Origin of the sequence: Nocardioides alcanivorans (assembly GCF_021555175.1) — a bacterium.
GTDB classification, from domain to species: Bacteria; Actinomycetota; Actinomycetes; order Propionibacteriales; family Nocardioidaceae; genus Nocardioides; species Nocardioides alcanivorans.
This window is the reverse complement of the sequence record NZ_JAKGRW010000009.1, coordinates 50,946-77,687: the sequence shown is the minus strand read 5'-3', so window position 1 is coordinate 77,687 and position 26,742 is coordinate 50,946. Positions and strand designations below refer to the sequence as shown.

At 69.2% G+C, this 26,742-nt stretch carries 33 protein-coding genes; 22 read left to right on the top strand and 11 right to left on the bottom strand.

Going from position 1 to position 26,742, the window contains the following annotated elements; genetic code table 11:
• Positions 1-75: 75 nt before the first annotated feature.
• Positions 76-795, top strand: a complete 720-nt coding sequence (locus L1066_RS05060) for a TetR/AcrR family transcriptional regulator (RefSeq protein ID WP_235735269.1) — start codon at positions 76-78, stop codon at positions 793-795.
• A gap of 25 nt (positions 796-820) precedes the next feature.
• Here L1066_RS05060 and L1066_RS05055 read toward each other — a convergent pair whose 3' ends face one another.
• Entirely contained in the window at positions 821-1,756 is a 936-nt protein-coding gene (locus L1066_RS05055) for a hypothetical protein (protein ID WP_235735268.1), read from the bottom strand.
• 88 nt (positions 1,757-1,844) lie between these two features.
• The gene (locus L1066_RS05050; protein WP_235735267.1) at positions 1,845-2,459 is read right to left on the bottom strand and encodes a hypothetical protein; all 615 of its coding nucleotides are present in this window, start codon (positions 2,457-2,459) and stop codon (positions 1,845-1,847) included.
• A 95-nt stretch (positions 2,460-2,554) separates the two neighbouring features.
• Here L1066_RS05050 and L1066_RS05045 point away from each other — a divergent pair, with 95 nt between their 5' ends.
• On the top strand, positions 2,555-3,040 hold the full coding sequence (locus L1066_RS05045; RefSeq protein WP_235735266.1) for an SRPBCC family protein: 486 nt from the start codon (positions 2,555-2,557) through the stop codon (positions 3,038-3,040).
• A 5-nt stretch (positions 3,041-3,045) separates the two neighbouring features.
• Here the strand turns inward: L1066_RS05045 and L1066_RS05040 are convergent, their stop codons facing one another.
• Positions 3,046-3,645, bottom strand: coding sequence for a nitroreductase family protein (locus L1066_RS05040; protein WP_235735265.1), 600 nt, complete (start codon positions 3,643-3,645; stop codon positions 3,046-3,048).
• Positions 3,646-3,847: 202 nt separating this feature from the next.
• Between L1066_RS05040 and L1066_RS05035 the strand changes: the two genes are divergently transcribed.
• Together L1066_RS05035 and L1066_RS05030 are read left to right on the top strand one after the other, a co-directional pair.
• On the top strand, positions 3,848-4,720 hold the full coding sequence (locus tag L1066_RS05035; protein WP_235735264.1) for an MFS transporter: 873 nt from the start codon (positions 3,848-3,850) through the stop codon (positions 4,718-4,720).
• Entirely contained in the window at positions 4,663-5,067 is a 405-nt protein-coding gene (locus L1066_RS05030; protein WP_235735263.1) for a hypothetical protein, read from the top strand. Before L1066_RS05035 ends, L1066_RS05030 begins: the two co-directional genes overlap by 58 nt.
• A gap of 10 nt (positions 5,068-5,077) precedes the next feature.
• Here the strand turns inward: L1066_RS05030 and L1066_RS05025 are convergent, their stop codons facing one another.
• Positions 5,078-6,502, bottom strand: coding sequence for an aminotransferase-like domain-containing protein (locus tag L1066_RS05025; protein ID WP_235735262.1), 1,425 nt, complete (start codon positions 6,500-6,502; stop codon positions 5,078-5,080).
• Here L1066_RS05025 and L1066_RS05020 point away from each other — a divergent pair.
• Both L1066_RS05020 and L1066_RS05015 read left to right on the top strand, forming a co-directional pair.
• Positions 6,501-7,406 carry a DMT family transporter gene (locus L1066_RS05020; RefSeq protein WP_235735261.1) on the top strand — a complete coding sequence of 302 codons (906 nt, stop codon included), beginning with the start codon at positions 6,501-6,503 and terminating at the stop codon, positions 7,404-7,406. The genes L1066_RS05025 and L1066_RS05020 overlap by 2 nt on opposite strands.
• 112 nt (positions 7,407-7,518) lie before the next feature.
• Complete coding sequence (locus L1066_RS05015; protein ID WP_235735260.1) at positions 7,519-8,592, top strand: alpha/beta hydrolase family protein; 1,074 nt, start codon at positions 7,519-7,521, stop codon at positions 8,590-8,592.
• Positions 8,593-8,608: 16 nt separating this feature from the next.
• Here the strand turns inward: L1066_RS05015 and L1066_RS05010 are convergent, their stop codons facing one another.
• Together L1066_RS05010 and L1066_RS05005 are read right to left on the bottom strand one after the other, a co-directional pair.
• The gene (locus tag L1066_RS05010) at positions 8,609-8,929 is read right to left on the bottom strand and encodes an MFS transporter (protein WP_235735259.1); all 321 of its coding nucleotides are present in this window, start codon (positions 8,927-8,929) and stop codon (positions 8,609-8,611) included.
• Between the two features lie 2 nt (positions 8,930-8,931).
• On the bottom strand, positions 8,932-9,843 hold the full coding sequence (locus L1066_RS05005; protein WP_235735258.1) for an MFS transporter: 912 nt from the start codon (positions 9,841-9,843) through the stop codon (positions 8,932-8,934).
• An 82-nt stretch (positions 9,844-9,925) separates the two neighbouring features.
• On the opposite strand from L1066_RS05005, the gene L1066_RS05000 reads away from it, so the two are divergent.
• The 5 genes from L1066_RS05000 to L1066_RS04980 all read left to right on the top strand — a co-directional run bounded on the left by L1066_RS05000 (position 9,926) and on the right by L1066_RS04980 (position 13,874).
• Positions 9,926-10,822 (top strand): hypothetical protein, encoded by an 897-nt coding sequence (locus tag L1066_RS05000; protein WP_235735257.1) that lies wholly within the window; start codon positions 9,926-9,928, stop codon positions 10,820-10,822.
• A gap of 87 nt (positions 10,823-10,909) precedes the next feature.
• Entirely contained in the window at positions 10,910-11,284 is a 375-nt protein-coding gene (locus L1066_RS04995; protein ID WP_235735256.1) for a VOC family protein, read from the top strand.
• 118 nt (positions 11,285-11,402) lie between these two features.
• On the top strand, positions 11,403-11,795 hold the full coding sequence (locus L1066_RS04990) for a MerR family transcriptional regulator (RefSeq protein ID WP_235735255.1): 393 nt from the start codon (positions 11,403-11,405) through the stop codon (positions 11,793-11,795).
• 34 nt (positions 11,796-11,829) lie between these two features.
• Positions 11,830-12,819, top strand: a complete 990-nt coding sequence (locus L1066_RS04985; protein ID WP_235735254.1) for an aldo/keto reductase — start codon at positions 11,830-11,832, stop codon at positions 12,817-12,819.
• Between the two features lie 182 nt (positions 12,820-13,001).
• The gene (locus tag L1066_RS04980) at positions 13,002-13,874 is read left to right on the top strand and encodes an LLM class F420-dependent oxidoreductase (protein ID WP_235735253.1); all 873 of its coding nucleotides are present in this window, start codon (positions 13,002-13,004) and stop codon (positions 13,872-13,874) included.
• 85 nt (positions 13,875-13,959) lie between these two features.
• On the opposite strand, the gene L1066_RS04975 is transcribed toward L1066_RS04980, so the two are convergent.
• Entirely contained in the window at positions 13,960-14,784 is an 825-nt protein-coding gene (locus tag L1066_RS04975; RefSeq protein WP_235735252.1) for a hypothetical protein, read from the bottom strand.
• A gap of 1 nt (position 14,785) precedes the next feature.
• Positions 14,786-15,523 (bottom strand): hypothetical protein, encoded by a 738-nt coding sequence (locus tag L1066_RS04970; protein ID WP_235735251.1) that lies wholly within the window; start codon positions 15,521-15,523, stop codon positions 14,786-14,788.
• 123 nt (positions 15,524-15,646) lie between these two features.
• On the opposite strand from L1066_RS04970, the gene L1066_RS26445 reads away from it, so the two are divergent.
• A complete protein-coding gene (locus L1066_RS26445; RefSeq protein WP_312007052.1) occupies positions 15,647-16,000 on the top strand; it encodes an ATP-binding cassette domain-containing protein in 354 nt (117 codons plus the stop codon).
• Positions 16,000-16,500, top strand: coding sequence for an ATP-binding cassette domain-containing protein (locus L1066_RS26440; RefSeq protein WP_283095286.1), 501 nt, complete (start codon positions 16,000-16,002; stop codon positions 16,498-16,500). The genes L1066_RS26445 and L1066_RS26440 overlap by 1 nt, the downstream gene beginning before the upstream one ends.
• A 9-nt stretch (positions 16,501-16,509) precedes the next feature.
• Here L1066_RS26440 and L1066_RS04960 read toward each other — a convergent pair whose 3' ends face one another.
• On the bottom strand, positions 16,510-17,085 hold the full coding sequence (locus L1066_RS04960) for a TetR/AcrR family transcriptional regulator (RefSeq protein WP_235735250.1): 576 nt from the start codon (positions 17,083-17,085) through the stop codon (positions 16,510-16,512).
• 85 nt (positions 17,086-17,170) lie between these two features.
• Between L1066_RS04960 and L1066_RS04955 the strand changes: the two genes are divergently transcribed.
• Entirely contained in the window at positions 17,171-18,337 is a 1,167-nt protein-coding gene (locus L1066_RS04955; RefSeq protein WP_235735249.1) for an SGNH/GDSL hydrolase family protein, read from the top strand.
• On the opposite strand, the gene L1066_RS04950 is transcribed toward L1066_RS04955, so the two are convergent.
• Entirely contained in the window at positions 18,318-18,758 is a 441-nt protein-coding gene (locus L1066_RS04950; RefSeq protein WP_235735248.1) for a hypothetical protein, read from the bottom strand. The two genes, L1066_RS04955 and L1066_RS04950, sit on opposite strands and share 20 nt — an antisense overlap.
• Positions 18,759-18,895: 137 nt before the next feature.
• On the opposite strand from L1066_RS04950, the gene L1066_RS04945 reads away from it, so the two are divergent.
• The 7 genes from L1066_RS04945 (at position 18,896) to L1066_RS04915 (ending at position 25,123) form a co-directional block, all read left to right on the top strand.
• Positions 18,896-19,606: a TetR/AcrR family transcriptional regulator gene (locus tag L1066_RS04945; protein WP_235735247.1), complete on the top strand. Its 711-nt coding sequence runs from the start codon at positions 18,896-18,898 to the stop codon at positions 19,604-19,606.
• Positions 19,607-19,650: 44 nt separating this feature from the next.
• A complete protein-coding gene (locus L1066_RS04940; protein WP_235735246.1) occupies positions 19,651-19,878 on the top strand; it encodes a hypothetical protein in 228 nt (75 codons plus the stop codon).
• Positions 19,879-19,979: 101 nt separating this feature from the next.
• Positions 19,980-20,909 (top strand): DMT family transporter, encoded by a 930-nt coding sequence (locus tag L1066_RS04935; protein WP_235735245.1) that lies wholly within the window; start codon positions 19,980-19,982, stop codon positions 20,907-20,909.
• 54 nt (positions 20,910-20,963) lie between these two features.
• The gene (locus L1066_RS04930; RefSeq protein WP_235735244.1) at positions 20,964-22,040 is read left to right on the top strand and encodes a FecCD family ABC transporter permease; all 1,077 of its coding nucleotides are present in this window, start codon (positions 20,964-20,966) and stop codon (positions 22,038-22,040) included.
• Complete coding sequence (locus L1066_RS04925; RefSeq protein ID WP_235735243.1) at positions 22,037-22,867, top strand: ABC transporter ATP-binding protein; 831 nt, start codon at positions 22,037-22,039, stop codon at positions 22,865-22,867. Before L1066_RS04930 ends, L1066_RS04925 begins: the two co-directional genes overlap by 4 nt.
• A gap of 13 nt (positions 22,868-22,880) precedes the next feature.
• Positions 22,881-23,897, top strand: a complete 1,017-nt coding sequence (locus L1066_RS04920; protein ID WP_235735242.1) for an ABC transporter substrate-binding protein — start codon at positions 22,881-22,883, stop codon at positions 23,895-23,897.
• Positions 23,894-25,123, top strand: a complete 1,230-nt coding sequence (locus L1066_RS04915; protein ID WP_235735241.1) for an MFS transporter — start codon at positions 23,894-23,896, stop codon at positions 25,121-25,123. The genes L1066_RS04920 and L1066_RS04915 overlap by 4 nt, the downstream gene beginning before the upstream one ends.
• 43 nt (positions 25,124-25,166) lie before the next feature.
• Here L1066_RS04915 and L1066_RS04910 read toward each other — a convergent pair whose 3' ends face one another.
• Positions 25,167-26,060 carry a sigma-70 family RNA polymerase sigma factor gene (locus tag L1066_RS04910; RefSeq protein ID WP_235735240.1) on the bottom strand — a complete coding sequence of 298 codons (894 nt, stop codon included), beginning with the start codon at positions 26,058-26,060 and terminating at the stop codon, positions 25,167-25,169.
• A 172-nt stretch (positions 26,061-26,232) separates the two neighbouring features.
• Between L1066_RS04910 and L1066_RS04905 the strand changes: the two genes are divergently transcribed.
• A complete protein-coding gene (locus tag L1066_RS04905; protein ID WP_235735239.1) occupies positions 26,233-26,703 on the top strand; it encodes a carboxymuconolactone decarboxylase family protein in 471 nt (156 codons plus the stop codon).
• Positions 26,704-26,742 lie beyond the last annotated feature (39 nt).

Here is a 26,742-nt window from a genome sequence, read left to right as displayed (position 1 = left end):
GTTGCTCTCCTTCGATAAACTCTGTACGGCGTACAACGTACGGCGTCATGGAATGATTCCCGACATGGAGTTGCAATGCCGCGGTCGCTGATCGACCTGCTGTGGCGCGAGCATCCGAGTGCGCCGGCACCCGGCACCCGGGGGCCTCGCGCACGCGTCTCCACCAGCGCCGTGGTGGACGCAGCGCTCGGCCTGGCCGACGCCAACGGACTCACCGCCGTCACGGTCCGACGGCTGGCAGCAGACCTGGGCGTTTCGCCGATGTCGGTCTACACCCACGTCAACAGCAGGGACGACCTGCTGGTGTTGATGGTCGACGCCGTGCACGCGCGGATGGAGCGAACGTCGTACGGCCGTCTCAGCTGGCGTTCGCGGGTACGCCGCGTGGCCGACTCCAACCTGGCGCTGCTGCGCTCACACCCGTGGCTGCTGGACCTCACCGACGAACGGACCGCGCTCGGGCCCGGCACGATCGCGAAGTACGACCACGAGCTCGCTTCCTTGGCCCCGCTGCGACTCGCCCCGACGACGTGCGACGCAGCGCTGACCTTCGTGCTCGACCACGTCCGCGGCGCCGCGCGGGCGCTGCGCCCCGACCCACGGGCAGGAGAGTTCGCGCAGCACTGGCCACAGTGGAGCGAACGTCTCGCGACCTATCTGGGCGATGACCACCCACTCGCCCAGTCGGTCGGTGCAGCCGCCGGCCAAGCGATGCAGGGCCCCTCCGACCCGTTGCTGGCGTGGGAGTTCGGGATCACTCGGGTGCTCGACGGACTCGCTGCATTGGCGCCCTGAGGAAGGTGTCCCGGGCGACCGGCGGTCAGTCGGCCTCCGAATGGGTCACGTGGGAACAGCTGCCACTGTGGTCGAGCTCCAGGCGAGCACCGATCCTCCCACCGTCGAAGTAGCAGTCGCCCTCGGTCATGGTCGAGATGCCTTCCGGACTCTCGACGTCATAGAAGAGGTCCTCCATGTCGCCGAGCAGCTCCAGGTGCCGCGTCACCGTGGCCGAGACCTCGTCGGGAGTGACACCGCGCGGCACCGAGAGCGTGACGAAGTCGATGCCGTAGGAGCGGACCACCGCGCCCTCGGCCAGCCCCGCGGCCAGCTTCTCGAAGAGAGCCACCTGCGCGCTGTCGGGGAATCCGAGGTCGGAACCGATCAGCCATCCGTACTCATCACCGGCCTGCACGCGCCACGAGGCATCAGGGAGGTCACCGTGTGCCTTCTCGAGATCGGCAAGCATCGTGAGCACGGCGTCCACACTCGACTCGGCGACGGTGAGCGTGTACTCCGTGAACACATGTGGCGCCCTGGTGACGTCCTGCGTGTTCACGTAGGCCTTCACGGCCCCCGAGGAGAGCACCGACATCGCCGCCGCGGCCGCCTTCGCCACGTCGTCGGCATCGGCTTCGGCCTCAAAGCTGCGGAGATGGATCACGTCGTCCCCGAGCACGATGTCGAGATCGCCCTCCTCCCCCTGGTGCGCGTCGCTGAAGGCGTCGTACGCCGTCGTGACCACCTCCACGACCGACTTCGTACTTGCGTCCTCCTCCATCCGCACGGAGAGCGCGATCTTGCCGGAGTCGAGGGTGACGGGCTTGCTGTAGTCGAGGCTGACGTCGGAGACACCGGACAGTTCGGAGAGGACCTCGCGCAGGTCGCCGGCCTCCGATGATCGATCGGGGCCGGCGCAGGCGGAGAACAGTGGAACCGAGAGGAAGACGAGGGATGAGAGGAGCACAGCGGGCTTCATGCCTCAAGCCTCACGAAACAGACGGGCGACGTCATGAGGCTGCGTACTCATTCCCGGGCATCACTGCACGACCCCGCGCCCGTGGTCGTCACCTCATCTTCTTGGCCGTGACCTTCACCAGCTTCTTGACCCGCGCCTGGGGCACCTTTGCGTCCTCCCGGTAGGCCTGGGCCACCGCAAGGCGCTTGCCCTTGCGGATCACGACGACCGCCACGCGGTCGACGTGACGGCCACGGTGGTCGGTGAGAAGTGGCCCTCTCTCGATCTTGAGCATCCCGAATCGCTGCTCACCGACCTTGGGGACGTGGTCGAGCCGCTTCACCTTGAACTTCCGTCCACTGCTCGTGGTGAACTTCGAGCACTTCTTCGCGACGCGCTTGTATGCCCTGAAGGCCGACTTGGCCCGCTTGACCGACTTGAACGCCGCCACCTCGACGGCGGCACCGCTGTCGACGTAACCGCCGAGGGAGAACGAGTACGCGGACTTGGCCACCACGGGCGCGTGGTCGCCGCACGTCTTGGTCGGCACCCAGATCTCATCGCTCGCGTACTTCTCGGGCAGCTCCCCGTTGAGCTCAGGGAAGATCTTGACGAGCGCCGACCTGCCGGGCACGTTCTTCTTCGTCACCTTCGCTGCTTGTGCCGGCGGCGCAGAGCCGAGGAGCAGCGCAGCAGTGAGGGCGCCCACCGCGAGGGCGGACATGCGGCTGCGATTCACTGATACCCCCGGAGTTCGTGATGGTCTGGGGTCATCCTCACCCGTTCACGCACGGACCAAACCGCCAGGAGATGGATCGGATGCCCCAGGTCACCGCACGTGTCGTCGTACCGCTCGACCCGGCCACGGCCTTCGCGGTGTCGCAGACCACCGGCGAGGTGCGGCTGACGTGGGACCCGTTCATCCGCGAGCAGCACTTCCTGCACGGCGCGACCACGCCCGGCAAGGGTGTGCAGACCCTGACCAAGGCACGGATCGGGCCGACGATGATCAGCCGGTACGCGTCGTACCGCCCACCGACGAGTGTGGGCATGACGATGGTGAAGGGGCCGTGGTTCTTCGCCTCCTTCGGTGGCGGCTGGCGGTTCAAGCCCACCGACGACGGTGCCACCGAAGCCGTCTGGAAGTACACCTACGCGATCAGGCCGTCGTGGCTGCGCTTCGTCGCCGAGCCGATCGGCCAGTGGTTGCTCGGGCGCGAGATCCGCGCCCGCATCGACGCCTTCGCAAGAGCCTGCCAGGACCCCGACGTGCTCGCTGCGGTCGCCGATCCCTCAGCTCCCTGACGGGGTCACAGCCCCGCGCTGGCACCCCATGTGCCGGCGAAGACGAACTCCGACAGCTCCTTGCGCACGCGCGGCCGCCGGTCGCGCTCGACGAGGGCCGGGTCGGCAGCCGACGGATCGCCGTACGTCCCGATCGCGATGGCGGTGGTGACGCGCCAGTGCTCCGGCACGCCGAACTCCTCGGCGACCCCATCGTGGTCGAAGCCGGCGAACTGGTGCGCGGTCAGGCCGAGCAGACCTGCTTCGACGGTGAGCATGGCGGCTGCCTGGCCGAGGTCATACATCGCATAGTCGGAGAAGGCCGGCGCATCGTCCTCCGGGCCCGAGGCCACCTGGTGGGCCGTGATCAGTACGGCGCTCGCGGCCGGCACCCACGAACGGTTGCCGGCTGAGAGGTGCTTGACGAACCGGTCGTGGGTCTCGTCGCCCCGACACGCGACGAGAAAGCCCCACGGCTGGCTGTTGCCCGCCGACGGCGACCACTGCGCAGCACGGAGCAGCCGCGCCAGCTGTGCGTCGCCGAGCACGTGCTCGGGGTCGAGGATGCGCAGGCTCCGCCGGTTGCGCAGCACATCGGACAGGTCGCCGGTCAGTTCGGTGGTCACGCAAGGGCAACTGCGCGCAACGGCAGGAGATTCCGTGCAGCCGGTCGCACACCCGTGTGCTGCGAGTGCCGTGACACGTCGAGGGCTGTTAGCCTCCTCCCCATGACCTGCGTGAAGCACTAGGAGACCGCGCCGACCTCGGCGCGCTGTCTCCGACCTCGCTTCCACGGCCCCTCGGCCGCTTCACGCTCTGGAGTTCTCGATGTCCCGCACCCACGGTGCTGGCACCTACCGCATCCTGCTCGCCGACAACCGGCTGCGTCGGACCTTCGCCCTGGCCATGCTGGGCCGGCTGGGATACGCGGTGTTGCCGCTCAGTTTCATGTTCACGGCCGCCGAGACGTCGGGGTCCTTCCGCACCGGCGCTGCAGCGATCGGCATCTTCGGCTTTGCCGGCTTGTTGATGCCGTTCCAGGCGCGGCTGATGGATGCACGGAGCCAGCGCGCCGTGCTGCCTGCCTTCGGTTCCATGTTCCTGGCAGCGATGACCGTGGCCCTGGTCATGGCCGCCACCCATGTCGACTCACCCATCGCCTGGTTCGCGGTGGCCCTCTTCGGAGGCGCGTCAGCGCCTTCGCTGGGTCCCGCAATGCGGGCCCAGTGGCGGGCCGCCACCACCGAGGCCGACCTGCCCACCGCCTACTCGCTGGACTCCGTCGCCGAGGAGTCTGCCTTTCTGGCCGGGCCGGTGATCGCCGCCGGCATGCTGGCCCTGGGGCCGGCCTGGCACGGCGCCCTGCTGGCGGCGATGCTGATCCCTGTCGGCGTGATCGGATTGGCCCTGTCTCCGTGGGCATCGATCCGACGGGAGGCGGAGGACGGTCCACGCCGGGGGATCCTCGGTCCGCTGCGCCGCGGCCGGTTCCGGGTGCTGCTGGTCGTGATGGCCGTCGGCGGATTCGCCGGCAGTCTCCACCTCACCTCGGTGGCCGGTCTGGCAGATCTCTCCGGCATGCCGGCAGTCACCGGACTCGTGGAGGCTGGTTGTGGCGTGCTCGCGGTCCTCGGCGGACTGTGGTGGGGAAGCTCGCCCGCGCCTCCACCTGGGCCTTCGACCTCGCGTCCGTCTCACTGACGCGGGGCCTGCTGCTCCTGGCCTGCGGCCTGGCTCCGTCACTGGGCGTGGTCTCCGCGGCACTGATCGCCTCCGGGGTGTTGCTCTCCCCGTGGTTCGTCTCAGCATTCACGGCTGGTGACCGGCTCAGTGATCCGACCCAGCACACCGAAGCGAGCACCTGGGTGACCACGGGGATGAACATCGGCTCCTCGTTGGGTGCCGGCAGTGCCGGTTGGGCAGTGGCAGGCGGCCACCTGTCCGTCCTGTTCCCCGTCACGGTGGTGGCCCTCGTCGGCGCGGCCGCTCTGTGCCCCTTGCTCACGACGCAGCAGGACGGCGGGCGAACCGGCTGGATGCGCGCGTGACGGATGGCCCTCAGGCCGTGATGCGTGGAAGCCGCTCGACACCGCTGATCACGTCTTCGGCGGAGGCCGTGGCGATGTAGCTCAACCTGACGTGGGGAAGCGTGGGCCCGGTGGCGACGTACGCCGTGCCGGGGGTCAGCGCGACACCGGAAGCGAGCGCGGCGGCGACGTACTGGTCGGCATCGTGGTGTGACGGCAACCCGGCCCAGAGGTGGTAGCCACCCCGCGGGACGAGGCGCAAGGAGCTCTCTCCGAGCACTCCGACGAGAGCGGCAGCGGTTGCGTCTCGCCGGCGGGCGAGCTCACGGCCCAACGCGTGCATCGCCCGGCGCCAACCCGGTGCCGTGACCACCTCCAGTGCCGTCAGCTGGAGCGGCGTCGGGACGGCCATGGAGTCGATGACGAAGGCGGCACGCAACCTCGCCATCACCGGCCCACGTGCAGCCACCGCCGCCACCCGCACGTTCGGCGACGTCACCTTGGTCAGGGACCGGATGTGGACGACCGCACCGTCCGGGTCCTGGGCGATCAGCGGAGGCGGGAGCGGCGCGGCGTCGGCATGAGCCATGTGGCGGGCGAAGTCGTCCTCGACCACGAACGCCCGGTGCCTGCGGGCGATCTGCAGCAGCTGGGCCTGCCGCTCAGCCGTCATGGTCGCGCCGGTTGGGTTCTGGAACAGCGGTTGGACGACGACCACACGGGCCCCGGAACGTTCGAGGGCGGCGTCGAGGTCGTCGGGGCGGATGCCGTGCTCGTCCATCGACACGGGCACCGGACGCAGGCCCGCCGCCAGCACGGCCGCGATGGTGCCCGAGTAGGTCGGCGTCTCGATCACCACCGGATCCCCCGGCTGGGTCAGCGCCCGGCTGATCGTGGCCAGGGCGCTCTGTCCACCTCCGCAAACGAGGAGGTCGTGGCGGCTGAGCCCGCCGCCGATGTCGGCGCTGAACCAGTCGCGCAGCTCCGGCAACCCACCCGCCGGCGGCCGTCCCCATGCCTCGGTACGTCGTGCCGCCCGTCCGAGCGCCCCGCTCAGCAGGGCGAGGGGCTGCAACTGCGGGTGGAGGTAGCCCCCGACGAGGTCGACGACGTCCGGGCCGGGCGTGGTCAAGGTGTTGAGGAGGGCCGCGCTGGTGAGGCGTCGCCTGTCGGCGCCGGCGACGTTCTCGGTGATCTCGAGCGCTGCGTCCTGCCAACTGGTGTCGCCGACGAGAGTGGAGACCCTGCCGTGGGCCCGGAAGGTGCCGGAGCCCGGACGTGATTCGACGAGCCCCCGCTGGGCCAGGAGCGCAAGGGCATGCGCCACGGTGGTCGCGCTGGCGCCGAAGCGCTGCACCAGGGCGCGCTGGCTCGGCAACTTCGTGCCCGGCGGGTCGGCTTCGACCTCGGCGGCGAGAGTGGTCGCCAGCGCCTGCGCTGCGCTATCGTTGTCCATGACGGTTCAGAGTAGCGCTATCGCTCGCGCGGAGGAAGTGCCATCGACCAACCCGGGCGCCCTTCTGGCCGGCCTGGGCGTGGTCGCCTTCTCCTTCAGCTTTCCGGCCACCGTCTGGGCGCTGGACGGCTTCGGCCCGTGGACGGTGACCGGATTGCGCGGCGTGCTGGCCGCACTCCTGGCCGGGGGCACGCTCGTGGCGCTGCGGGCACGCCTTCCTGCCCGTGGGGACTGGCCAGCGCTGATCGTCGTCGCCATTGGATGCGTGCTCGGTTTTCCCCTGCTCACGGCGCTCGCACTGCAGACCTCCGGCACGGCGCACTCCGCGGTCGTGATCGGCGCACTTCCCATGGCCACCGCGGTGATCGCCGCACTGCGCACGGGGGCACGCCCTTCGGGAGTCTTCTGGGGCGCGGCATCCGTCGGCGCCTTGACCGTGCTCGTCTTCACCCTCGCCCAGAACCACGGGCGGCCGACCCTCGGCGACCTCTTCCTCGTGGCCGCACTGCTGCTGTGCGCCGCCGGGTACGCCGAGGGTGGGCGGTTGTCGGCCCACCTGCCGAGCTGGCAGGTGATCGCGTGGGGCGTGGTCATCGCCGCGCCCGTCAGCATTGCCGTCAGCGCGGTCGCGTTGGCCCACGAACCCGTTGAGTTCACCGGCAGCGCCGTCGGCGGCCTGGTGTACGTCGCCGCCGTGTCACAGTTCCTCGGCTTCGTGGTCTGGTACCGAGGCATGGGTCTGATCGGGGTGGCGCGTGCCAGCCAGCTCCAACTGGCACAACCGCTGCTGACCCTCGTGTGGGCCGTCGCACTGATGGGCGAGGAGCTCACGGCCGCCGTACCTCTGACCGCCGTCATCGTGCTCGGCTGCATCGTCGTCACCCAACGCGCCCGCACCGGCTGAGCGCGGATCGTGGGCCCGTCGGGTCCCGATCACCACGGCCCCGGCGGCGTCTCGACGCGGATGCCGTTGTCACCTGCTGGCGTCATCCGGACCGGGATGCCACGATCGATGCATGAAGGTCCGGCGCCGTTGGCCCGCAGGAGTTCTTGCCACTCTCCTCGTCCTGACCGGCTGCACCTCGACGACCTCCGAGGACCCCGACGCGGACCCCTCCGCATCGGCAACGTCTCCCTCGTCCGACTCACCGACGCCCGACCCCACCGCACCCACGAGCCAGGTCACGGAGCCACCACACCCGATCTCCCTGGCGGCACTCGGGCAGGCCGACCTCACGGGTGGCGACCTGCGACTGGGCGCCGTGCGGGAGCAGACAGCTGCCTTCACCTCCTACGACGTCACCTTCGCCTCGACCTGGGCCGGTGCCGGCACCGGCCGCCTGAGGATCAGCGGCGTGCTCAACGTGCCGACAGGCCCCGGGCCGTTCCCGGCCGTGGTGCTCGCCCACGGCTACGTCGATCCGGCGATCTACAAGCGCGGCCAGGGCATGACCCGGGAGCGCGGACGCCTCGCCGACCGCGGCTTCGTGGCCCTGCACGTGGACTACCGCAACCACGCCGAGTCCACCGATGACCCGCGCGTGGACACCGCCGTACGCCTGGGCTACACCGTCGACGTGATCGCTGCCGTCCACGCCCTGCGCGACTCGACGGACGTGGCCGTCGACCCCGACCGGATCGCACTCTTCGGCCGGTCCATGGGCGGTGGCGTCGTGCTCAAGGCGTTGGCGCTGGAACCGGGGCTCGTCGCTGCCGGCGTCACCTGGGCATCGGTCTCGAGTCTCGAGGCTCAGAACTTCGAGCACTTCATCGCCTCGGATGCCTCGCGGGCCGACCTGCGTGCCGCCCTCCGCCAGCGACACGGCCTGCCCGATGACGATCCGGCGTTCTGGCGCGGGATCTCGGCGCGGCCCGCCTTCGACCAGATCACCGAACCGGTGTTGATGGCCCACGGCAGGTACGACGACACCTGCCCACCGCAATGGGCACGCGCCAGCCAACGCACCCTCACCGCGGCCGGCGTCGACTCGACCCTCGAGTGGTACGACGACGGGCACGCCTTCGGTCCCGCCTTCGACGCCGCGATGGACCGGACCGTGACCTTCCTGCAGGCACGGATGCCGGGTTGAGTCGGCGCTACGGGGGTCACCTGGAGCGGATCACGCGCCAGAGCAGGAGGAGGGAAGCCAGTTGGAGCAGTGCGATCACACCGGCCAATGCCCGCACGTGATCGAGGACGAGCGCGCCCGCGAGGACTCCACCCACCAGCGCACCCATTCCTTGCACCGCCGCGAAGACGCCGTAGGCCGTGGCGCGCCGCGCGGCCGGCACGAGATCAGCGACGTACGCCTTGACCGTGGAGTCCTGGACACCGGTGGCGATACCCCAGATGCCGACACCGATCAGGACCACCCCGAGTCGATCGGCGAACACCATGAGCGGGACCGCGGCCACCAGCGGCGGCACGATCAGGAGCGTGCGAGCCCCCAACGATCGAACGCGTCGCCGGTGGCGAGTGCCGCAATCGCCGCGGCAGCCATGCCCAGCGCGTAGGCGAGCGGGACCGCGGCCAACGACATCATTCCGGCATCGACGAAGCGGTAGGAGATCACCCCAAAGGTCATGAGGCCGGCGGTCGCGAGCGCGGCGGACGCCGACAGCAGGTGGAAGGCACGGGGCAACCCTCGGCCGAACGCAGCGGCCACGAACGGCGTTCGCACGGCCTGCGGCTGATCTTCTGGATCGGTCTCGGTCAGGCCTGGCGCCCGCCTTCGCAGTAGCGCCAGTATGAGCAGGGACAGCGCACCGGGCACGGCGAGCACCGCGAATCCGGGCCACAGCACGCCGGTCAACGCCGTGATCCCGGCCAGCAGCAATGGTCCGGAGAAGCCACCCACCTGGTCGAGGGCCTTGTGCACAGCAAAACCTCTGCCCGTGCCCGTGGGCTTGGCCATCCGGGCGAGCAGCGCCGACTTGGCGGGGCTGCGGACGGCCTTGCCCGTCCGCTCGAGCAGGATCAGGGTGACCGCCACTGCCAGACCCGCCCCGCCGATGAACGGGGTGATGGCGAGCAGTGGCACGCACACCGCCGTCATGCCGTAGCCGACCACTGTGAGCCGCCAGTGACGGTGACTCCGGTCGGCCCAGGGGCCGGTGACCAGGCGCAGCATCAGCGCGATGGCCTCGCCGGCGCCGGTGACCAACCCGACCGTCAACGCAGAGGCGCCGAGCGAGCCCAGGAACGGCCCTGCCATGGAGCGCATGCCCTCATAGACCATGTCCGCGGCCAGGCTGACCATGCCGAACCCGAAGATGGCCTGCCAAGGCGTCCAAGCGCGCCGCGGTCGTTCACTCGCAGCGGCCGACGATGTCTGGGTCACGTTGCACGATCATCGCACTGCGAGGTTTGCTCTAGGGTGGCCTCCCCGCCCTGCTCCGGGCATCGGCCCAGGAGGTGATCCGATGAGCACCGTCGATCCAGCAGTACGTCGTCGCGACGACCTCTTGTCTCGCCGGGGCGATCGAGGCACGCTCGCCGTCGCGATCTCGGGCCTGCTCCTGATCGTTGCGGGCGCGAGCGGAATCGGCATGTTTGCATCGCTGATGTTCGAGGACCTCCGTCACGGCGTGATCGACTCCGTCTTCGACGACCGGACGACGACGATGTCGCGCAGCATGTGGCTGCTGCCGGTCACCATCACCGTCGGGGTGGTGCTGGTGTTCGCCGGCTCGGGCATCTACAACTGGGCGCTGCGTCGCTACCTCGGCGGCGAGGCGCCGTGGTTGCTGGCGGGGCCGATCGGTTTCGCCGCCTTCACCTGCGGCTTCATCGCGCTGGTGCCGACCTGGCTCGAGCCGATCAGGATCGGCACCGCGGTCGACCCGATCTTCGAGACCGATGACTCGTGGGGCTGGGGCAGCTGGATCCTCTACCGGAGCAACATCTGGATGCCCGTCCTGTTGGTCGCCATTGCCCTCCTCTTCGCCTGGGCGGCCCGGGCCAGCGCGCGGACGCGGCGACGCATTCTGGAGGAGCGCGACCGTCTCCTGCAGACTGGGCAGCGAGTTCCGGGCCAGATCCATGACGTGAAGGTCCACTACTCCTCCGACGACAGCGGTTCTCGTCGCGCGACCGGCGCCACGCTGACGGTGAGCTATCTCGACGGCGCCCACGTGATGCGCTTCGTCGAGCGGGTCACCCGCGGCGCCGGAGCAGTCGAGGGATGCAGCCGCGCCGAAGTGCTCTTCGATCCACTCCGGCCCGACGTCGAGACCTCCGTGTTCGTCACCTTTCAGCGGATGCCGCTCCCCGGCGACTGGATCGGGCCGACTCACAAGAGCATGGGCCGGCCACGCTGAGCGCCCGGCTATAGTCTGCCCACGTGAGTCGCGTGTCGACGGCGGACAGCGCCGGGCATGGAGGCGAGCGAACCGAACAGGTGCGACATGCCAGTCAGCTTCAACCACACGATCATCGGGGCCCACGAGCCCCAACTCTCCGCCGACTTCTACCAGGCGGTCCTGGGCGCCCGACCGGCTCCCAGTTGGGGGCCTTTCGTCAACCTGACGTTGGATGACGACACGCTGCTGCAGTTCGCAGTGGCCCCGGTGAACGATCCGATCCACATGGCCTTCCTGATGACCGCGCCCGAGTTCCACCGCGGTCTCGGTGTCCTACGGGAGCTCGGCGTCGACTACTGGGCCGATCCGCGCATGCAGCGGCCACAGGAGATCTCGGACTCCGAAGAAGACGGGCTTCGCGTCTACTTCCGAGACCCCTCCGGCCACTTCTTGGAGATGCTGACCAAGCCGTATCTCTGATGCCAACGTCCAGCATCACGTCGACCACCTCGTCGCACGGCTCGACGACCCACCAGGTCAAGCGCCAGGAGTGAAACCCCGTAGACCTGAAGTGCACTCCAGGAGTGACACTGGGACCATGACCCGCCCTGTTCTCACCATCGCGCAAGCGGCCGCTGCACTCGGCCTGACGATCGACACCCTGCGCTACTACGAGAGGGACGGGCTCCTCCTCCGTCCGGTGCCACGCTCGGCGAGCGGTCACCGTCGCTACGACGAGGAGGACGTGCACTGGATCACGCTGGTGACCCGGCTTCGCTCCACGGGCATGCCGATCCGCGACGTACGCCGCTACGCCGACCTGGTACGCGCCGGCGACGGGAACGAGCCGGAACGACTGGCGTTGCTGCAGAGCCATCGCGAGGAGGTGTTGCGCCAGCTGACGGAGGTGACCGGCCACCTCGGCGCGATCGACCACAAGATCGGTATCTACGAGGACCGGCTGCGACGGGCGTCGCAACAGAGCGCTTGACCTGGAGCGCACTCCAGCATGTTTGCTGGGCAGCATGACCCTTTCCACGCGCACACTCGGCACCGACTCCCCGCTCGCCGTCTCCACCCTGGGCCTCGGCTGCATGGGGATGTCGGAGTTCTACGGCACCCCCGACGAGGCTGCCGGCATCGCCACGATCCACCGCGCCCTCGACCTGGGGGTGACCTTCCTCGACACCGCCGACATGTATGGCCCCTTCGTCAACGAGCAGCTGGTCGGCAGGGCGATCGCCGGTCACCGTGACCGGGTGCAGCTCGCGACCAAGTTCGGCAACGAACGCCTGCCTGACGGCTCCCGCCTCCGGGTCAACGGCCACCCCGACTACGTCCGCAAGGCCTGCGACGCCTCGCTCCAGCGCCTCGACGTGGACCACATCGACCTCTACTACCAGCACCGCGTCGACAAGACGGTCCCCATCGAGGAGACGGTCGGTGCCATGAAGGAGCTCGTCGAAGCCGGCAAGGTGCAACACCTCGGACTGTCGGAGGCATCGGCTGGCACGATCCGGCGCGCCCATGCCGTCCACCCGATCACCGCGTTGCAGACCGAGTATTCGCTGTTCACCCGTGACCTCGAGGACGAGATCCTGCCGACGCTGCGCGAGCTCGGCATCGCTCTGGTGCCCTACTCGCCGCTCGGCCGCGGCCTGCTGACGGGAGCCATCGTCTCCGCGCCGCCCAGCAGCGACAGCCGCGGCAGCGGCTACTTCCCGCGCTTCAGCGGCGACAACCTCACCACCAACCTCACCCTGGTCCAGCGGATCTCCGAACTGGCAGCAGCACATGGCTGCACCCCCGGCCAGTTGGCCCTCGCCTGGGTGCTCGCGCAGGGCGACGACGTCGTACCCATCCCCGGCACCAAGCGGGTGGCCTACCTCGAGGAGAACGTCGGCGCAGCCGAGCTGCACCTGACCTCCGACGACCTCAAGGCGCTCGAGGCCGCGGTGCCACGCGGGGCGGTCGCCGGGGAGCGGTACGGCGACATGGGCACCATCGACGCGTGAAACCGGGCGGGGTGGCGCCCGCCCGTCCCCGCTCTCGCTGGAAGAACACCACTCACTCAGCGGGAGTGTCGCCAAACGGCCAGGCCTGCGCAACACACTCCTGCTCGGGTCCGGTTCCCGGTCCCGCCACCACGACGTCTCGCGCCCGGCCGAGTCGGGCGCGCCCCTCCTGAGGAGACCTCATGCGCACCGGCATTGCATCCCCGATCCTCGCCCTGTCCGGCGGCCGTCCGGCCTGGGAGCACGAGGCCGGTCCTGCGGAAGTGGTCACGTTGGCCCGCGCGGCGGATCGCCTCGGCTACGAGTTCCTCACCTGCCCCGACCACGTCACCGTGCCGGTGGGATTCAGTGGCGGCGAACGCTTCTACGACGCCCTGGCGACCTTCTCCTACTTGGCTGCCGTCACCGAACGGATCCGATTCCTACCGTTCGTGCTCGTCGTGCCCTACTACCACCCGCTCGAACTGGCGAAGCGCTACGGCACGCTCGACCACTTCAGCGGTGGGCGACTCAATCTCGGCGTCGGGGTGGGGCACCTGGAGGAGGAGTTCGCCCTTCTCGGCGCACCCTTCGACGACCGGGGTCCCCGCGCCGACGACGCGCTGCGGGCACTGCGTGCCTCGCTGGGCCGACCGGTCGCGACCTACCACGGCACCCACTACTCGTTCGAGAACATGGCGATCGAACCGCACGCCGTCCAGGAGCACCTGCCCATCTGGGTCGGCGGAAACACCCGCCGAGCACTGAATCGTGCCGTCACACTCGGCGACGGGTGGGCTCCGGCCCCAGTCGCGTTCCGCGGGCCTGACGCCGACCGGCTCCGCTCCATGCTCGCCGAGGTCGACTCCCCCGAGGGCTTCGACGTGCTCCTCGGCACGGCCGACCCCCTGGACCCCATCCGGGAGCCGGAGCGCGTCGCCGACGTCCTCGGGGAAGCCGCGGACGCGGGAGCCACCGTGCTGCGCCTGACAGTGCGTCACGACTCGTTGGAGGAGTACCTCGAACAGCTCGAGGCCTATGCGGAGTCAGCAGGGCTCCCGATCCAGCGAGACTGAGTCCCTACCAGCCCAGGATGGGCGACGACGGGCCGAGCCACTCAGGCCGACGGGCCGAGCCACTCAGGCCGACGGGCCGAGCCACTCAGGCCGACAACCCGCGGTTCCAGGCCGGCGTACCGAGCAGGACCGCCCGGAGGCTGCGGCCGCGAGCAATCCGCACCGTGCTTCCCGGGGCGACCCCCAGCAGCTCCTCGGGCAACAGGTACGGCGTCGCCGTGATCGTCGTGCCGTCAGCGAGACGCAACTCGAGACGCACCAGCGAACGTGGGCCGAGCACGTCTTCGCCGATCCCCAGGGCGGTCACCTGAGCCGTGGCGATCGTGCCGGTCGCCACGGCCTCTTCCGCCGCGTCGGGCAGCCATCCCTTCGCGATCCGCGCCTGCACGTCGAGCCTGTCGAGGTCACGCACCTCTGTCTGCGGCTCGATGTGCACGAGGTGCCGCATCGTGGGGTGGCGACGAAAGCCGAAGAGAGCACCGAACTGCGCCTCACAACCACTCGTGGCCTCCAGCCATACCTCGTCGTGGACGAGTCGACCCGAGGAGTCCTCACCGGTCACCCGGACGCGGTGCTTCCCGTCGCTGCTACCACCCCAGGTACGGACCGAGCAGTCGAGCACCCGCGCGACCTCGAGCTCCGTCCCAGGCACCGGGCGCTCCTCCTTGACCCCGGGCGGGAAGCCGCAGCAGGCGCCGACGAAGGCGACACCCAAGGCGATCGGCACCGTGATCGTCCAGGAGTGCGGCCACAGGAGCAGCACACCCAGCCCGCCGACAAGGGCGAGGAGCAGGGCAAGTGCAGCGACCCGCAGCCGACGCACTGCCACCCGGACCGCGGCGCTCTGGGCCGCCACCATGAAGTGGTCGGGCTCCCCGGGGCCGACGACGGCGGTCATCCGCTCCGTCATCTCAGTACCATCCCGTTCCGAGCCGCCAGATCCCGTCGGGGTCGAGCGCCACCGGGAGCTTCGCCGTACGACGCACCAGCGCGAGTTCCGCCGGGCGCAGGAAGCCGGCCACCTCGTGCTCGACCTGTTCTCGATCGCGGAAGCGTGCCCGGATCTCGACGTGACCGCGGTGGACCCGTCCGGTCGGCCGCACCTCCTGCGGCTCCACGACGGCGGCGCGGCCGGGCAGGGTGAGGGCAGCAGCAGTCGGCAGGTCCATCACACCGAGGCTCACGCGGTGCTCGAGCAACACTCGCCTGGTCTCGTCCTCGGAGAGGTTCTGGGCGATCTCGAAATCGCCGTCCTCCTCCCGTCGCACGGGGACGAGGGCCCCCACCCGGGCGTTGTCCGGGCGGCCGATGTCGATCGGCACGGGGATCGCTGCCGGCGAGTCGGGCAGCCGCAGGACGAGCACGCCCGTGGTGCTGCCGTCTTCGTGGGAATCCTCACCTCCCGTGCGCCGCACGATCTCCCCGACCACGTGCGCGGGTTCGAAGTCCCCGACCCGCGGGGTGCCGAACCAGGTCGCGACATCGACGGGCTCTCGGCCCCACGTCTCGGTGCGCCCGCGGAGAGCCTCTTCCGGGTCGTACACCCGGAGCGGCTCCCGCAACTGCTTGTAGAGCGCGGTCGTGATCCACCAGACGAAGAGCAGGCCCGCGGCAAGCCAGAACGAGATGATGGCGGACCCGATGACCATGACCCGCACCTTAGATGAGTTGTTCCATGGGGAAGTGGCGGACTCGGAGCACCCCGCGCCGCCCAACTTGTCTGAGGAGTTGTAGGTTCGTCCCGCGCCCAAAGGTCGTTCCGGGGCGCGAACGTGCTGAACGAGAGGGAGTCGATGACCGACCACGCGGTCCTGCAACTGGAGTCCGTCCACTTCGTCCGCGAGTCCCGCCAGATCCTCGTCGACGTCGATCTGACCGTCCGCGCCGGAGAGCACTGGGCCCTCATCGGGCCCAACGGCGCTGGCAAGAGCACCGTGCTCAGCATGTGCGGCGCAGTCGAGCACCCCACGAGGGGCAGCGTCCACGTGCTCGGCCACAAGCTGGGTCGGGTCGACATCCGCGACCTGCGACGCTCCATCGGACACGTCAATCCGCGGCACCCCTCCGCTCGCCGCTCACCCCGCGCGAGGTGGTGCTCACCGGCGCAACAGGCACCACCGAGCTGATGCCACGCTGGGAGCCACATCCGACCGAGAGCGCGCGGGCCGACGAGCTGGTCAAGCTGCTCGGACTGGATGCGCTCACCCGAGCCACCTGGCCCACCATGTCCCAAGGCGAACGCGGCCGAGCCCTCATCGCCCGCGCACTGATGCCGGACCCGCCACTCCTGCTCCTCGACGAACCGTCCACCGGGCTCGACGTCGCCGCTCGCGAACAGCTCCTCGCCACCGTCGACCACCTGCACCGGTCCCAGCCGGAACTCGCGACGGTCTTGGTCACCCACCACCTCGAGGAGCTCCCCGAGACGACCACCCATGCTGCACTGATCAAGGACGGCCGACTGATCCACGCCGGCCCGGCGCAGGACGTGCTGACCACCGAACGGGTCACCGAATGCTTCTCCTACCCGATCGAGATCGGCCACCACGCTGGCCGCTGGCATGCCCGAGCACTGCCTCAGCGACCTCACGGTGATGGTCACGCGACGATCCCCGACCGCCGCTGAGCCACGACTTCAGGACGCGGCGGAGGGCCAGTTCGCCAGGATCGCGTCGAGTGCGACCAAGGTGGCAGCCCAGGAGTCCGCGGCGCTCCGCTCGGAGTGACTGAAGCCTCCGGCGAGCTCAAGCTCCACGAACCCGTGCAGCGTGCTGTTCATCATGCGCAGCGCGTCTGTCGCATCAGGCTCCTCCAACGCATAGGAGCGCAGCACGGCCCGACTCAGCGCGGCGTGACGCGCCCCGGCACGAGCGGCACTCGAGCCGGGCTCGATCTCGATCCGCATCGAGGCGTACTGCCCCGGGTGCTCGGCAGCGAACCTGCGATAGCCGTCGGTGAGCGCAGCGAGGGCGGCACGGCCCGACAGCCCGGCGATCGCGGACGCCACCTGGTCAGCGAGTTCGTGGAAGGCCGCCTCCGCCACCCGGACCTGGAGCTCCCTCAGGTTGCGCACGTGGGAGTAGAGGCTCGCGTCCTTGACCCCGAATCGTCTGGCGACGGCGGCCACCGTCACCTTCGCGAAGCCGATCTCGTCCGCGAGCTCAGCGGCGGCCTGCGTCAACACTTCCGGCGTCAGTCCCGCACGGGCCATGAGGCGCCTTCCATTTGATCCATAAACCTAGGTGTCCTAGGCTGCTACCTAGATATCCAAGGTTACCGTACGGCAGGAAGCGCCCGTGAACGTCCCGATCATCACCCGCGACCTCGCTCCCCTCATCCACGGGGCAGCTGAGCTCGAGACCACTGCGCACGGCATCAAGCCCCACCGACTCCCGGCCTGGGCACGCGCACAGTGCGATGACGGGCAGCTCGCCATGGCGGAGGCCAAGCCGTCCGGCGTACGCCTGCGCTTCCGTACGTCGGCAACATGCGTGGAACTGGTGGCACTGCCGACCAAGTTCGCCTACGTGGGCGTCCCGCCCGGCCCCGAGGGCCTGTATGACCTGCTGGTCGACGGTGAGCTCTTCGCCCAAGGGGCGGCCGACAGCGGCCACACCCTGCTCATCGACATGGCACGCGGCGGCATGGAGCACCAGCCGGGCGAGCCCGGATCCGTGACCTTCACGGGCCTCCCCGCGAAGGAGAAGGAGGTCGAGATCTGGCTGTCCTTCCGGGAGGTCACCGAGGTCATCGAGCTGCGGACGGATGCCCCCGTACTGCCAGCCACTCCCTCGACCAGGAGGTCGTGGCTGCACCACGGCAGCTCCATCAGCCATGGCTCGGACGCCGCGAGCCCGTCCCGGACCTGGCCGGCGATCGCGGCAACGCTCGGTCAGGTCGACCTGACCAACCTCGGACTCGGTGGCAGTGCGCTGCTCGACCCGTTCGTCGCACGCACCATCCGCGACACCCCCACCGACCTGATCAGCGTGAAGATCGGCATCAACCTGGTGAACCTGGACCTGATGCGCCGACGCGCATTCGGCCCGGCCCTGCACGGCTTCCTCGACACCATCCGCGACGGGCACCCCGACGTACCCCTGCTCGTGGTCTCCCCGCTCTTCTCCGCGATCCACGAGGACACTCCCGGACCCGCCATGCCCGTCTTCGACGACGGACCGACCCGTTTCCGCGCCGCCGGCGACCCGCGCGGCGTTGCCGCTGGACAGCTGACACTCACGGTGATCCGCGAAGCGATGAGCGGCATCGTCGAGCAGCGCAGGAGCACCGATCACCACCTGCATCTCCTGGACGGGCTTGCCCTCTACGGCAGCCATGACAGCGAGTCACACCCGTTGCCCGACAACCTGCATCCCGACGCGGCGACCCACGAGCTGATCGGAACGAGGTTCGCCGAGCAGGTGTTCTCCGACGGCGGCGCGTTCAGCGACCAGGCTGTCTGAGCCTCCACACCAGCACCGCCGCCACCACTCCGGCCACACACGGCAACAGCACCAGCAGGCCGAACAGCGGCGCGAGACCCACTTCTCCCGACGTGTCCTGGGTCAGCGCCGCAGTGAGGGAGACGCCGAGACCCAGAGTCGCCATCACGGTCACCACCAACCGCGCCCGACGCTGCCTGCGGACGGCCACGATCGAGACCAGCCAGCCGACGACCCCAAGGCCACCCAGCGTCGCCAGGAGAGCGAGCCACGCGGTCACCGCCGAGTCGACCCGCCCGTCGGAGTAGGCCGGATAGCCGTCACGGATGTGGTCCTCGAGCACCTGTTGGGCCAGCAACGGAACGCAGGCGGCGATGACTGACAGCACGAGACCGGCACCGAGGAGGGCAAGCACTGCTCGCTGACGCTCGGCGTTCACCATCGGTTCTCCTGCACGCGAGAGGGGATCGACCTTGGTATTTTCGTACATGTAAATAAAGTAGAACGTCGAACGCGCCGTTGTCCAGCACGAAGATGACGGCGGCCCCACGACTCGACACCTGCTGGGAGGATGGGAGCGTGCCTCGATCGAACGCTTCGCCCGGCCGCACCGGGCGGCCACCACGGACGTCGCGCAGCGACGTCCTCGCTGCGGCCCGTCTGATCATCGAGCGGGACGGCTGGGAGAAGCTGACCGTACGGCGCCTCGCCGGCGAGATCGGGGTGAGCCCGATGACCATCTATCACCACATCGAGGACCGCGGCGACCTCCTGGTCCAGCTCGTCAACGACCAGCTCGCCCGGACGCCTACGCCCGAGTTCCCGGAGGACCCCCGCGACAGGATCGTGGCTGCCGGCGTTGCCGGACGGGACGCACTGGCCGCCCAGCCCTGGATCGCCGAAGTGGTCACGACCGATGGTTTCCTCAGCCGGCTCGGCGGCACCTCGATCTGGATGGTCGAGGCCATCGTGTCCGGAGCACTCGCGTCGGGCTGCACCGCGGAGCAGGCGATCCTCGTCTTCCGCAACACCTGGTACTTCACCGTCGGCGAGATCCTCGTCCGGGCAAACACCCGAACCCGGCGTGCTGACGCGGGAGCAACTGCATCAGCTGCCATCTTCAGCCACCCGGATCCCTCGGTCAGTGATCACGACGCTGCCGAGCTGCCGGGCCTCGCAGCAGTCGGCAAGCACTGGGTCGAGGTCTCAGCGCGTGACACCTTCGCCGAGGGTCTCGCCGCGCTCGTCGATGGCCTCCTCAGCCAGGCGGCCCGCCAACGGGAGCAGTGAAAACGTGTTGGCACGCGAGGCCGGGCGACGATTGACTCACCGACATGAGCAACTCGCCTGAGGGCTTCGGTTACTCGGTCCGCAAGGACGGATCGGTGTCCATCACCCACCACGGCCGCCCCGCGGGCACACTCCGCGGCCAGCGCGCCGCCGACTTCCTCGAGGACGTCGAGACGGCCGACGACCAGGAGTTGATGGCCCGAGTGACCGGCAACTACAAGCACGGCAACGAACGCACCGCCCGCGACCATCCACGCAACCGCAACCGCTGAGCGCGATGGCACCACGCACCACCGCCGAACTTGGCAGCAACTCGTGCTGCGATGTCCGAAAATCGCTGGTCGCAAAGCCTCTGCCACCGTAGCGTTCGATCGTGCCCACTTCCCGACCCTGGCTACCGCTCGCGGCGGTGGGGTTCACCCTGGTCGCCTGGGCCTCGGCATTCGTGGCCATCCGGCATCTCGGCGAGGAGGTGCCACCGGGCTCGCTGAGCCTGGGCCGACTCCTGGTTGCGGTCCTCGCACTGGGGGTGATGGTCCGGCTCTCCGTGCCGGCCGTTCGGCGACGTGTGCCCACGAAGCGGGAATGGCCACTGATCATCCTCGGGGGCGTGTCGTGGATCGGCATCTACAACGTCGCGCTCAACGAGGCAGAGCGTCGGATCGATGCCGGAACCGCTGCGCTGATCATCCAGATCGGGCCGATCATCGTGGCGCTCCTGGCCACCTTCCTCTTCCGCGAACGTCTCACCCAGTGGCTGCTGATCGGACTCGGCGTCGGCTTCGCCGGCGTGGTCATCATCGGCCGTTCCTCCTCCGAGGGCGACAACGGCGACTTGGTCGGCGTACTCCTCACGGCACTCGCTGCGGTGACGTTCGCAGTGGGGGTGGTCACCCAGAAGAAGCTGCTCGTGGGTGGGATGACGGCCCTGGAGATGACCTTCTGGTTCTACGTCGTGGGCGCGGTGGCCTGCCTGCCGTGGTCGGTCGAGCTGGTGGGCGTGGTCCGCGACGCGACCGCGTCCGACCTGATGTGGATCGCCTACCTGGGCATCGTGCCGAGTGCGCTGGCATTCGTGACCTGGGCCTACGCCCTCAGCCACTCCGATGCCGGCAAGTTCGCACTGTCCACGTTCCTGGTGCCCTTCATCACCACGTTGATGGCCTGGCTGGCGCTCGGCGAAGTGCCTCCGGCACTGGCCTTCGTCGGCGGCGCGATGTGCATCATCGGAGTCCTGCTCACCCGCCGGAAGCCGCGCACCCTTGAGCAGGTCCCGGAGCCCGCACCGGGGGCAGCTCGGTAGTCGAATCCCGATGCGAATGGGAATCATTCTCATTTGTGGGTTAAGGTCTCCGGCGTGCCTTCCTCCACGTGCGCTCCTCCCGCGGCCAAGCAGACCGCGCCGCCCTCCCGACTCTCGTTCCCCGCCGTCCTGACGCTCCTCACCATCGGGCTCGCCACGGGCATCGTGGTGTGCATCGGTATCGGCCCGATCGGCGTCAGTCCCGCAACCACCCTCAAGGTCCTGGCCGCTCATCTCCTGCCCGGCGAGCACACGGCCGACTGGTCGCTCGTGGAAGAGCGGATCGTGTGGGTCTTCCGAACGCCCCGGGTGCTCCTGGCGGCACTCGTCGGCGCGAGCTTGGCCCTGGTGGGGGTGATCCTTCAGGCCGTCGTGCGCAATCCACTCGCTGACCCCTACTTGCTCGGCGCGTCCTCAGGAGCAGCACTCGGCGCGGTGATCGGTCTGGTCCTCGGCGCATCGGTGCCGGGACTGCTGGTGTCGGGCTCGGCCTTCGGCGGTTCCGCGCTCGCCTGCTTCCTGGTCTATCTCCTCGCATCACGCGGTGGACGCATCGAGCCGCTTCGCCTGGTGCTCGCCGGCGTCGCCCTGTCCTATCTCTTCAGCGCCGTGACCAGCTGGATCACGGTCACCGCCGAGCACGGCAAGCTTCCAGGTCTGCTCTTCTTCCTGCTGGGCAGCATCTCCTCTGCCTCATGGGCGACCTTGGCCCTGCCGGGTGCCGGACTGGCGCTGGGTGCGGCGTACGCCTGGTGGCGCACCGGCCACCTCAACGCCATCATGACCGGCGACGAAACGGCCACCTCACTCGGTGTCGACGTCTCACGGTTTCGGGTCGAGACGCTGCTGGTCACCTCACTGATGGTGGGGTGCGTGGTGGCCGTCGCTGGTGGGATCGGCTTCGTGGGCATGGTGGTTCCGCACGCCTGCCGCCTCCTGGTCGGCGCCGACCATCGCCGCCTCTTGCCCGTCTCCCTGCTCGGCGGCGCCCTGCTGCTGGTCGCCGTCGACACCGTCGCTCGCACTGCGGCCGCTCCCCGGGAGCTGCCGATCGGCGTGGTCACCGCTCTGATCGGCGCTCCGTTCTTCCTCTGGCTGTTGCGCAGTCGCCCAACCGGGGGCATGGCATGAGCGCAACTCACCCTGCGGTGGAGATCCGGGACCTGCACGTCACGATCGACCGGAGCACCATCCTCGAGGACGTCTCGCTCGAGGTCCCGAGCGGACTGGTCGTCGGACTGCTCGGACCGAACGGCTGCGGAAAGTCGACACTGCTCCGGGCCACGTACGGTGCCCTCCGACCACGACATGGAGTCGTGCGCACTGCCGGTCTCGACGTGGCCACCACCCGGCCGAGGGACCTGGCACGCCGCTGCGCCGTGCTCAGCCAGGACCATGCGACCGATCTGCAGCTCCGGGTGATCGACGTGGTGCTGCTCGGGCGCATCCCGCATCCCCGCCGCCGCGACGGCGGATCCGACATTGCCTTTGCCGAGCACTGCTTGGGCCGCGTCAACGCCACAGCGATGGCCGAACGTGACTTCGCGACACTGTCCGGCGGCGAACGCCAGCGGGTGTTGCTGGCGCGCGCACTGTGCCAAGAACCTGAGGTCCTGCTCCTCGACGAACCCACGAACCATCTCGACGTGGCGCACCAGCTCGACCTGCTGGAACTGGTGCGCGCGCTGGGCATCAGCACCCTCGTGGCGCTCCACGACCTGACCCTCGCTGCCGCCTACTGCGACCGGATCGTGCTCCTGAAGAAGGGTCGGCTCGTCGCCCAGGGCACCCCCGAGGAAGTCCTCACCAACGCGCGTGTGGAGCAGGTGTACGGCGTCGCCTGCGACGTGCTCACCCACCCACTCACCAGCCGGCCACTGATCACCGTCGCTCCGCGACGAACCGCAGGACCCGAAGCTCCGCCAACCATCCACTCGACGTCGTCCGACGTCAACTGATCTGAGGAGTCCCATGTCCTTTCCCGAACCCGCACGACGTCGCAGGCTGCTCCCTGCCTCGGTCCTCACTGCGACCGCGATGGTGGCGACCGGCTGCGGCACGGTGTCACACAACGAGGCCGCGGCAGAGCAGGGCGGTGAGGGCTATCCGGTGACCACCTCCGGCTGCGCTGGCCGAGACGTCGCCGTCGCCTCCCCACCACGACGGGTGGTGACCATGCACCCGAGCATCACGGAGGTCCTGATCCAGCTCGGCGTCGGGGACCGGGTCGTCGCGCAGGCCCAGTCGGGGCTCGGTGAACCCTCTGCCGAGCTGGCTGACGAGGTTGCGGCCGTCCCGACCCTGAGCACCGACAGCCCGCCGGACAAGGAGACGCTGATCGAGCAGGAGCCCGATCTCGTCCTGAGCGGCACGGAGTACGAGTTCAACACCGAGATGGGGTTCGCTGGCTACGACGATCTCGAGGCCCTCGGCATCCCGGCCTACACCGCTGCTGCCGGCTGTGCAGAGCGGCGCTCCAGTGGGACGGTCGCCGACACCTTCGTCGACCTGGCCTTCCTCGGTCAGGTCTTCGACGTGTCCGAGCGGGCAGCGAAGCTCGAGGACGACGCACGCGGCCGCCTGGAGGCCGTCGCTGAGCAGATCACGGGGATCCGTCCGGTGCGCACCGCCCTCGTGTATGTCGAGGGCGGCAAGCTCTATGCGATCGGCGGTGCCGTCGAGGCCGACATCCTCCGCCTTGCCGGTGGTGAGAGTGTGTTCGCTGACGACCAGGGGCTCTTCACGGACTTCTTCGCTGCCGAGGTCAACCCCGAGGTCGTTCTTGCCAAGGACCCCGACGCGTTCGTCTTCAGCGTCACGGACGCCGAGCACGAACGGAAGACCCGCGAGTACCTGACCACCACGTTCGCCCACACTGCTGCGGTTCGGGAGGGCCGACTGGTGGCCGTCGACAACACGTTCGTGCAGCCCGGGACCCTCAGCAGCGTGGAGGGCGTGGAAATCGTCGCCGAGGGTCTGCACAGGTGAGCCCACCGACCGGAGCCGTCACGGCGGAACCGCCGCGGCTCGACCGGGACCTGCTGCTCTTCACCGCGGCGCGGATGGTCGCGGTCGCAGGGTCCGGGATCACGGCGGTGGCAACGACAGTGCTGGTCTACCGGCTGTCCGGGTCAGCGTTCCTCACCTCGCTGGTGGCCGCCGCGCAAGTGGCGCCCTACCTCGTGTTCGGACTGCTCGCAGGTGCGATGGCGGACCGGCTGCCACGCCGTCGGGTGATGGTGACCAGTCAAGGTCTCTGTGCCGTCGCACTGCTGAGCATCCCGGCGGCCCACGTCGGCGACCACCTGGGCGTCGCACAGGTGCTGCTCGTTGCCCTGCTCCTTGCCACCGGCTTCGTGTGGTTCGACGCAGCGGCCTTCGGAGCGCTCCCCGCCATCGTCGGACGCGACCGCCTGGTGGCAGCGAACAGTGTGGTGTGGACCAGCACCACGATCGTCGCGGTCGCCGCGCCCGCGGTCGGCGGTGTCGTCGTCGTGACTCTCGGCCCGGAGTGGGCGCTGGCCGTCGACGCAGCGGCGTACCTGCTGGCTGCTGGCCTCATTCTCCGGATCGCCGCATCGATGGACCCCCACCACACCCGAGGAACCGTGCCGCGTCCGGGCACCAGCATCCGAGCGGACATCGCGGAGGGCCTACGTTTCGTCGCACGGCATCCGCTGGTGCGGTCCCTCACTCTGATCGGTGTCGGCAACTCACTCGTGGCGGGTGCCGTCACCGCGCTGCTGGTCGTGTTCGCCACCGAGGAGGTTCACGTCCCTTCAGAGGGACACGGGCTCGGGGTGATGCTCGCAGCCGTCGCACTCGGTGGCCTCCTGGCCGCCACCATGCTGTCGTGGCTGACCGCCAGGATCCCCACCGGGCGCCTCACCCTCGCCGCACTGGCCCTGGGGATCCCCTGCCTTGCCTGTCTGGCCGCGGTGCCGCCGTATGGGGTGGCACTTGCGTTGCTGGTGGTGTGGAGTTGTTCGAGCACGTTGGTGATCCTCAACGGGATCGCCGCGAGGCAGCGTGTCACGCCGGATCACCTGCAGGCTCGGGTCAACACCACAGCCCGCCTGGTCGCCTGGGGCGGCACGCCGTTCGGTGCCGTCACTGGCGGCATCGTCGCCGAGGCAGCGAGTGTCCCGATCGCACTCGCGGGTGCCGCCGCAGTGCTGTCGGTCACCGTGTTCCTGGGCATGACCGCTGTCTGAGTACGTGTCCTGAGCCGGGCGCGCCACCGGTTCAGCGGGCTCGTCAGACCAGCCCGAGCTCCGCGCCCAGGCGGGCAGTGAGATCGGGGGCGGCGTACGCCTCGATCTCGACGATCCGACCGTCGACGACGGTGAACGCCATGATGCTGAACAGTGCGCCGTGCAAGGTGGTCACCGCGCCAGCGGCCCCGTTGACGTAGGCGGGGTGCACGATCCGGTCGGGGTGGGCATACATGATCGCGTTGCCGGCGACCTTCTCGGCGCCACGGTGGCCGGTGATGCCCGAACCCATGTCAGCGTGGAGCACGACGTCGGGATGGAGCACGGCGACGAGCCGCTGGAGGTCGCCGTCACGGGCGGCAGCGAAGAAGGCATCGACGACCGCACGCTGCCGGGTCAGGTCTGCGTCGGGTGAAGGTGCCCGGCCCTGGACACGACGCCGCGCTCGACTGGCCAGCTGGCGGGTCGCGTCACGGGACTTCCCGAGGATGGGTGCGATCTCGTCGAAGGGGAGCGCGAAGAGGTCGTGCAGCACGAACGCGAGCCGCTCCGCTGGCGAGAGCTGGTCGAGCACCACCAGCAGGGCGATGCCGACGGAGTCGGCGAGCAACGCCTGGTCGACCGGGTCGCCGGCATCGCCTTCGAGCGTGACGACCGGTTCGGGCAGTCGCTCCAGCCGCTCATCAAGGGAGTCCTCACGGTGCGTCGCACGGGCCCGCAACACGTTGAGCGAGATCCGGGACACGACCGTCGTGAGCCAGCCGCCGAGATTGTCGATGTCCCCGGGGGCCGCATCGTCGCTACGGCTCAACCTGAGCCAGGCCTCCTGGACGGCGTCCTCCGCCTCCGCGGTGGAGCCGAGCATCCGGTAGGCAACGCCGAACAGGTGCCGGCGGTGCTCCTCGAACCGGTCGGTCAACCAGTCTTCGTGTGCCATCTCTCGCCCTCCGCCTTCTCGTCCCTGGTCCCGATGTCCTGACCCGCGAGACACGACAGATGTGACATACGGAGGCGAGCGAGGAGAGTTTCGTCCCGGCTGTCACATTCGGATCGCGCTGCGGGTCAGGGATGGCACAAGGACGAAACCACATTGTCGAGGAGTACGAGCGATGACCATCCAGCCCCGCATGGCCAACCCCGCCACGATCATTCCCCAGGCCTACAAGGGGATCGGCAACCTCTTGGCCGCATCCGCATCGGGCGGCCTGCCCACAGCCACGGTCGAGTTGGTCGCGTTGCGCGTGAGCCAACTCAACGGCTGCGCGGCCTGCATCCAGGGCCACGTCGTCACGGGTCCGACGGTGGGACTGACGCCGTCGCAGATGGTGGGCCTCGCGGCCTTCCGCGAGTCCCCGTTCTTCGACGAGGCCGAGAAGACCGCCCTTGAGCTCACCGATGCGCTCACCCGACTGGCCGGTGCGACGAACGCGGTCCCCGACGAGCTCTGGCGCGAGGTCACCAAGCACTACGACGAGCAACAGGTCGCCGCGCTGATCCTGACCATCGCCACCCACAACCTCTTCAACCGGATCAACATCGCCGTGCGCGAGCACGCGGAGCAGCCCTTCTGGACACGGTGAGACAACGACGTTCCACGCTGCGGTGGTGGGCCTAGCCCC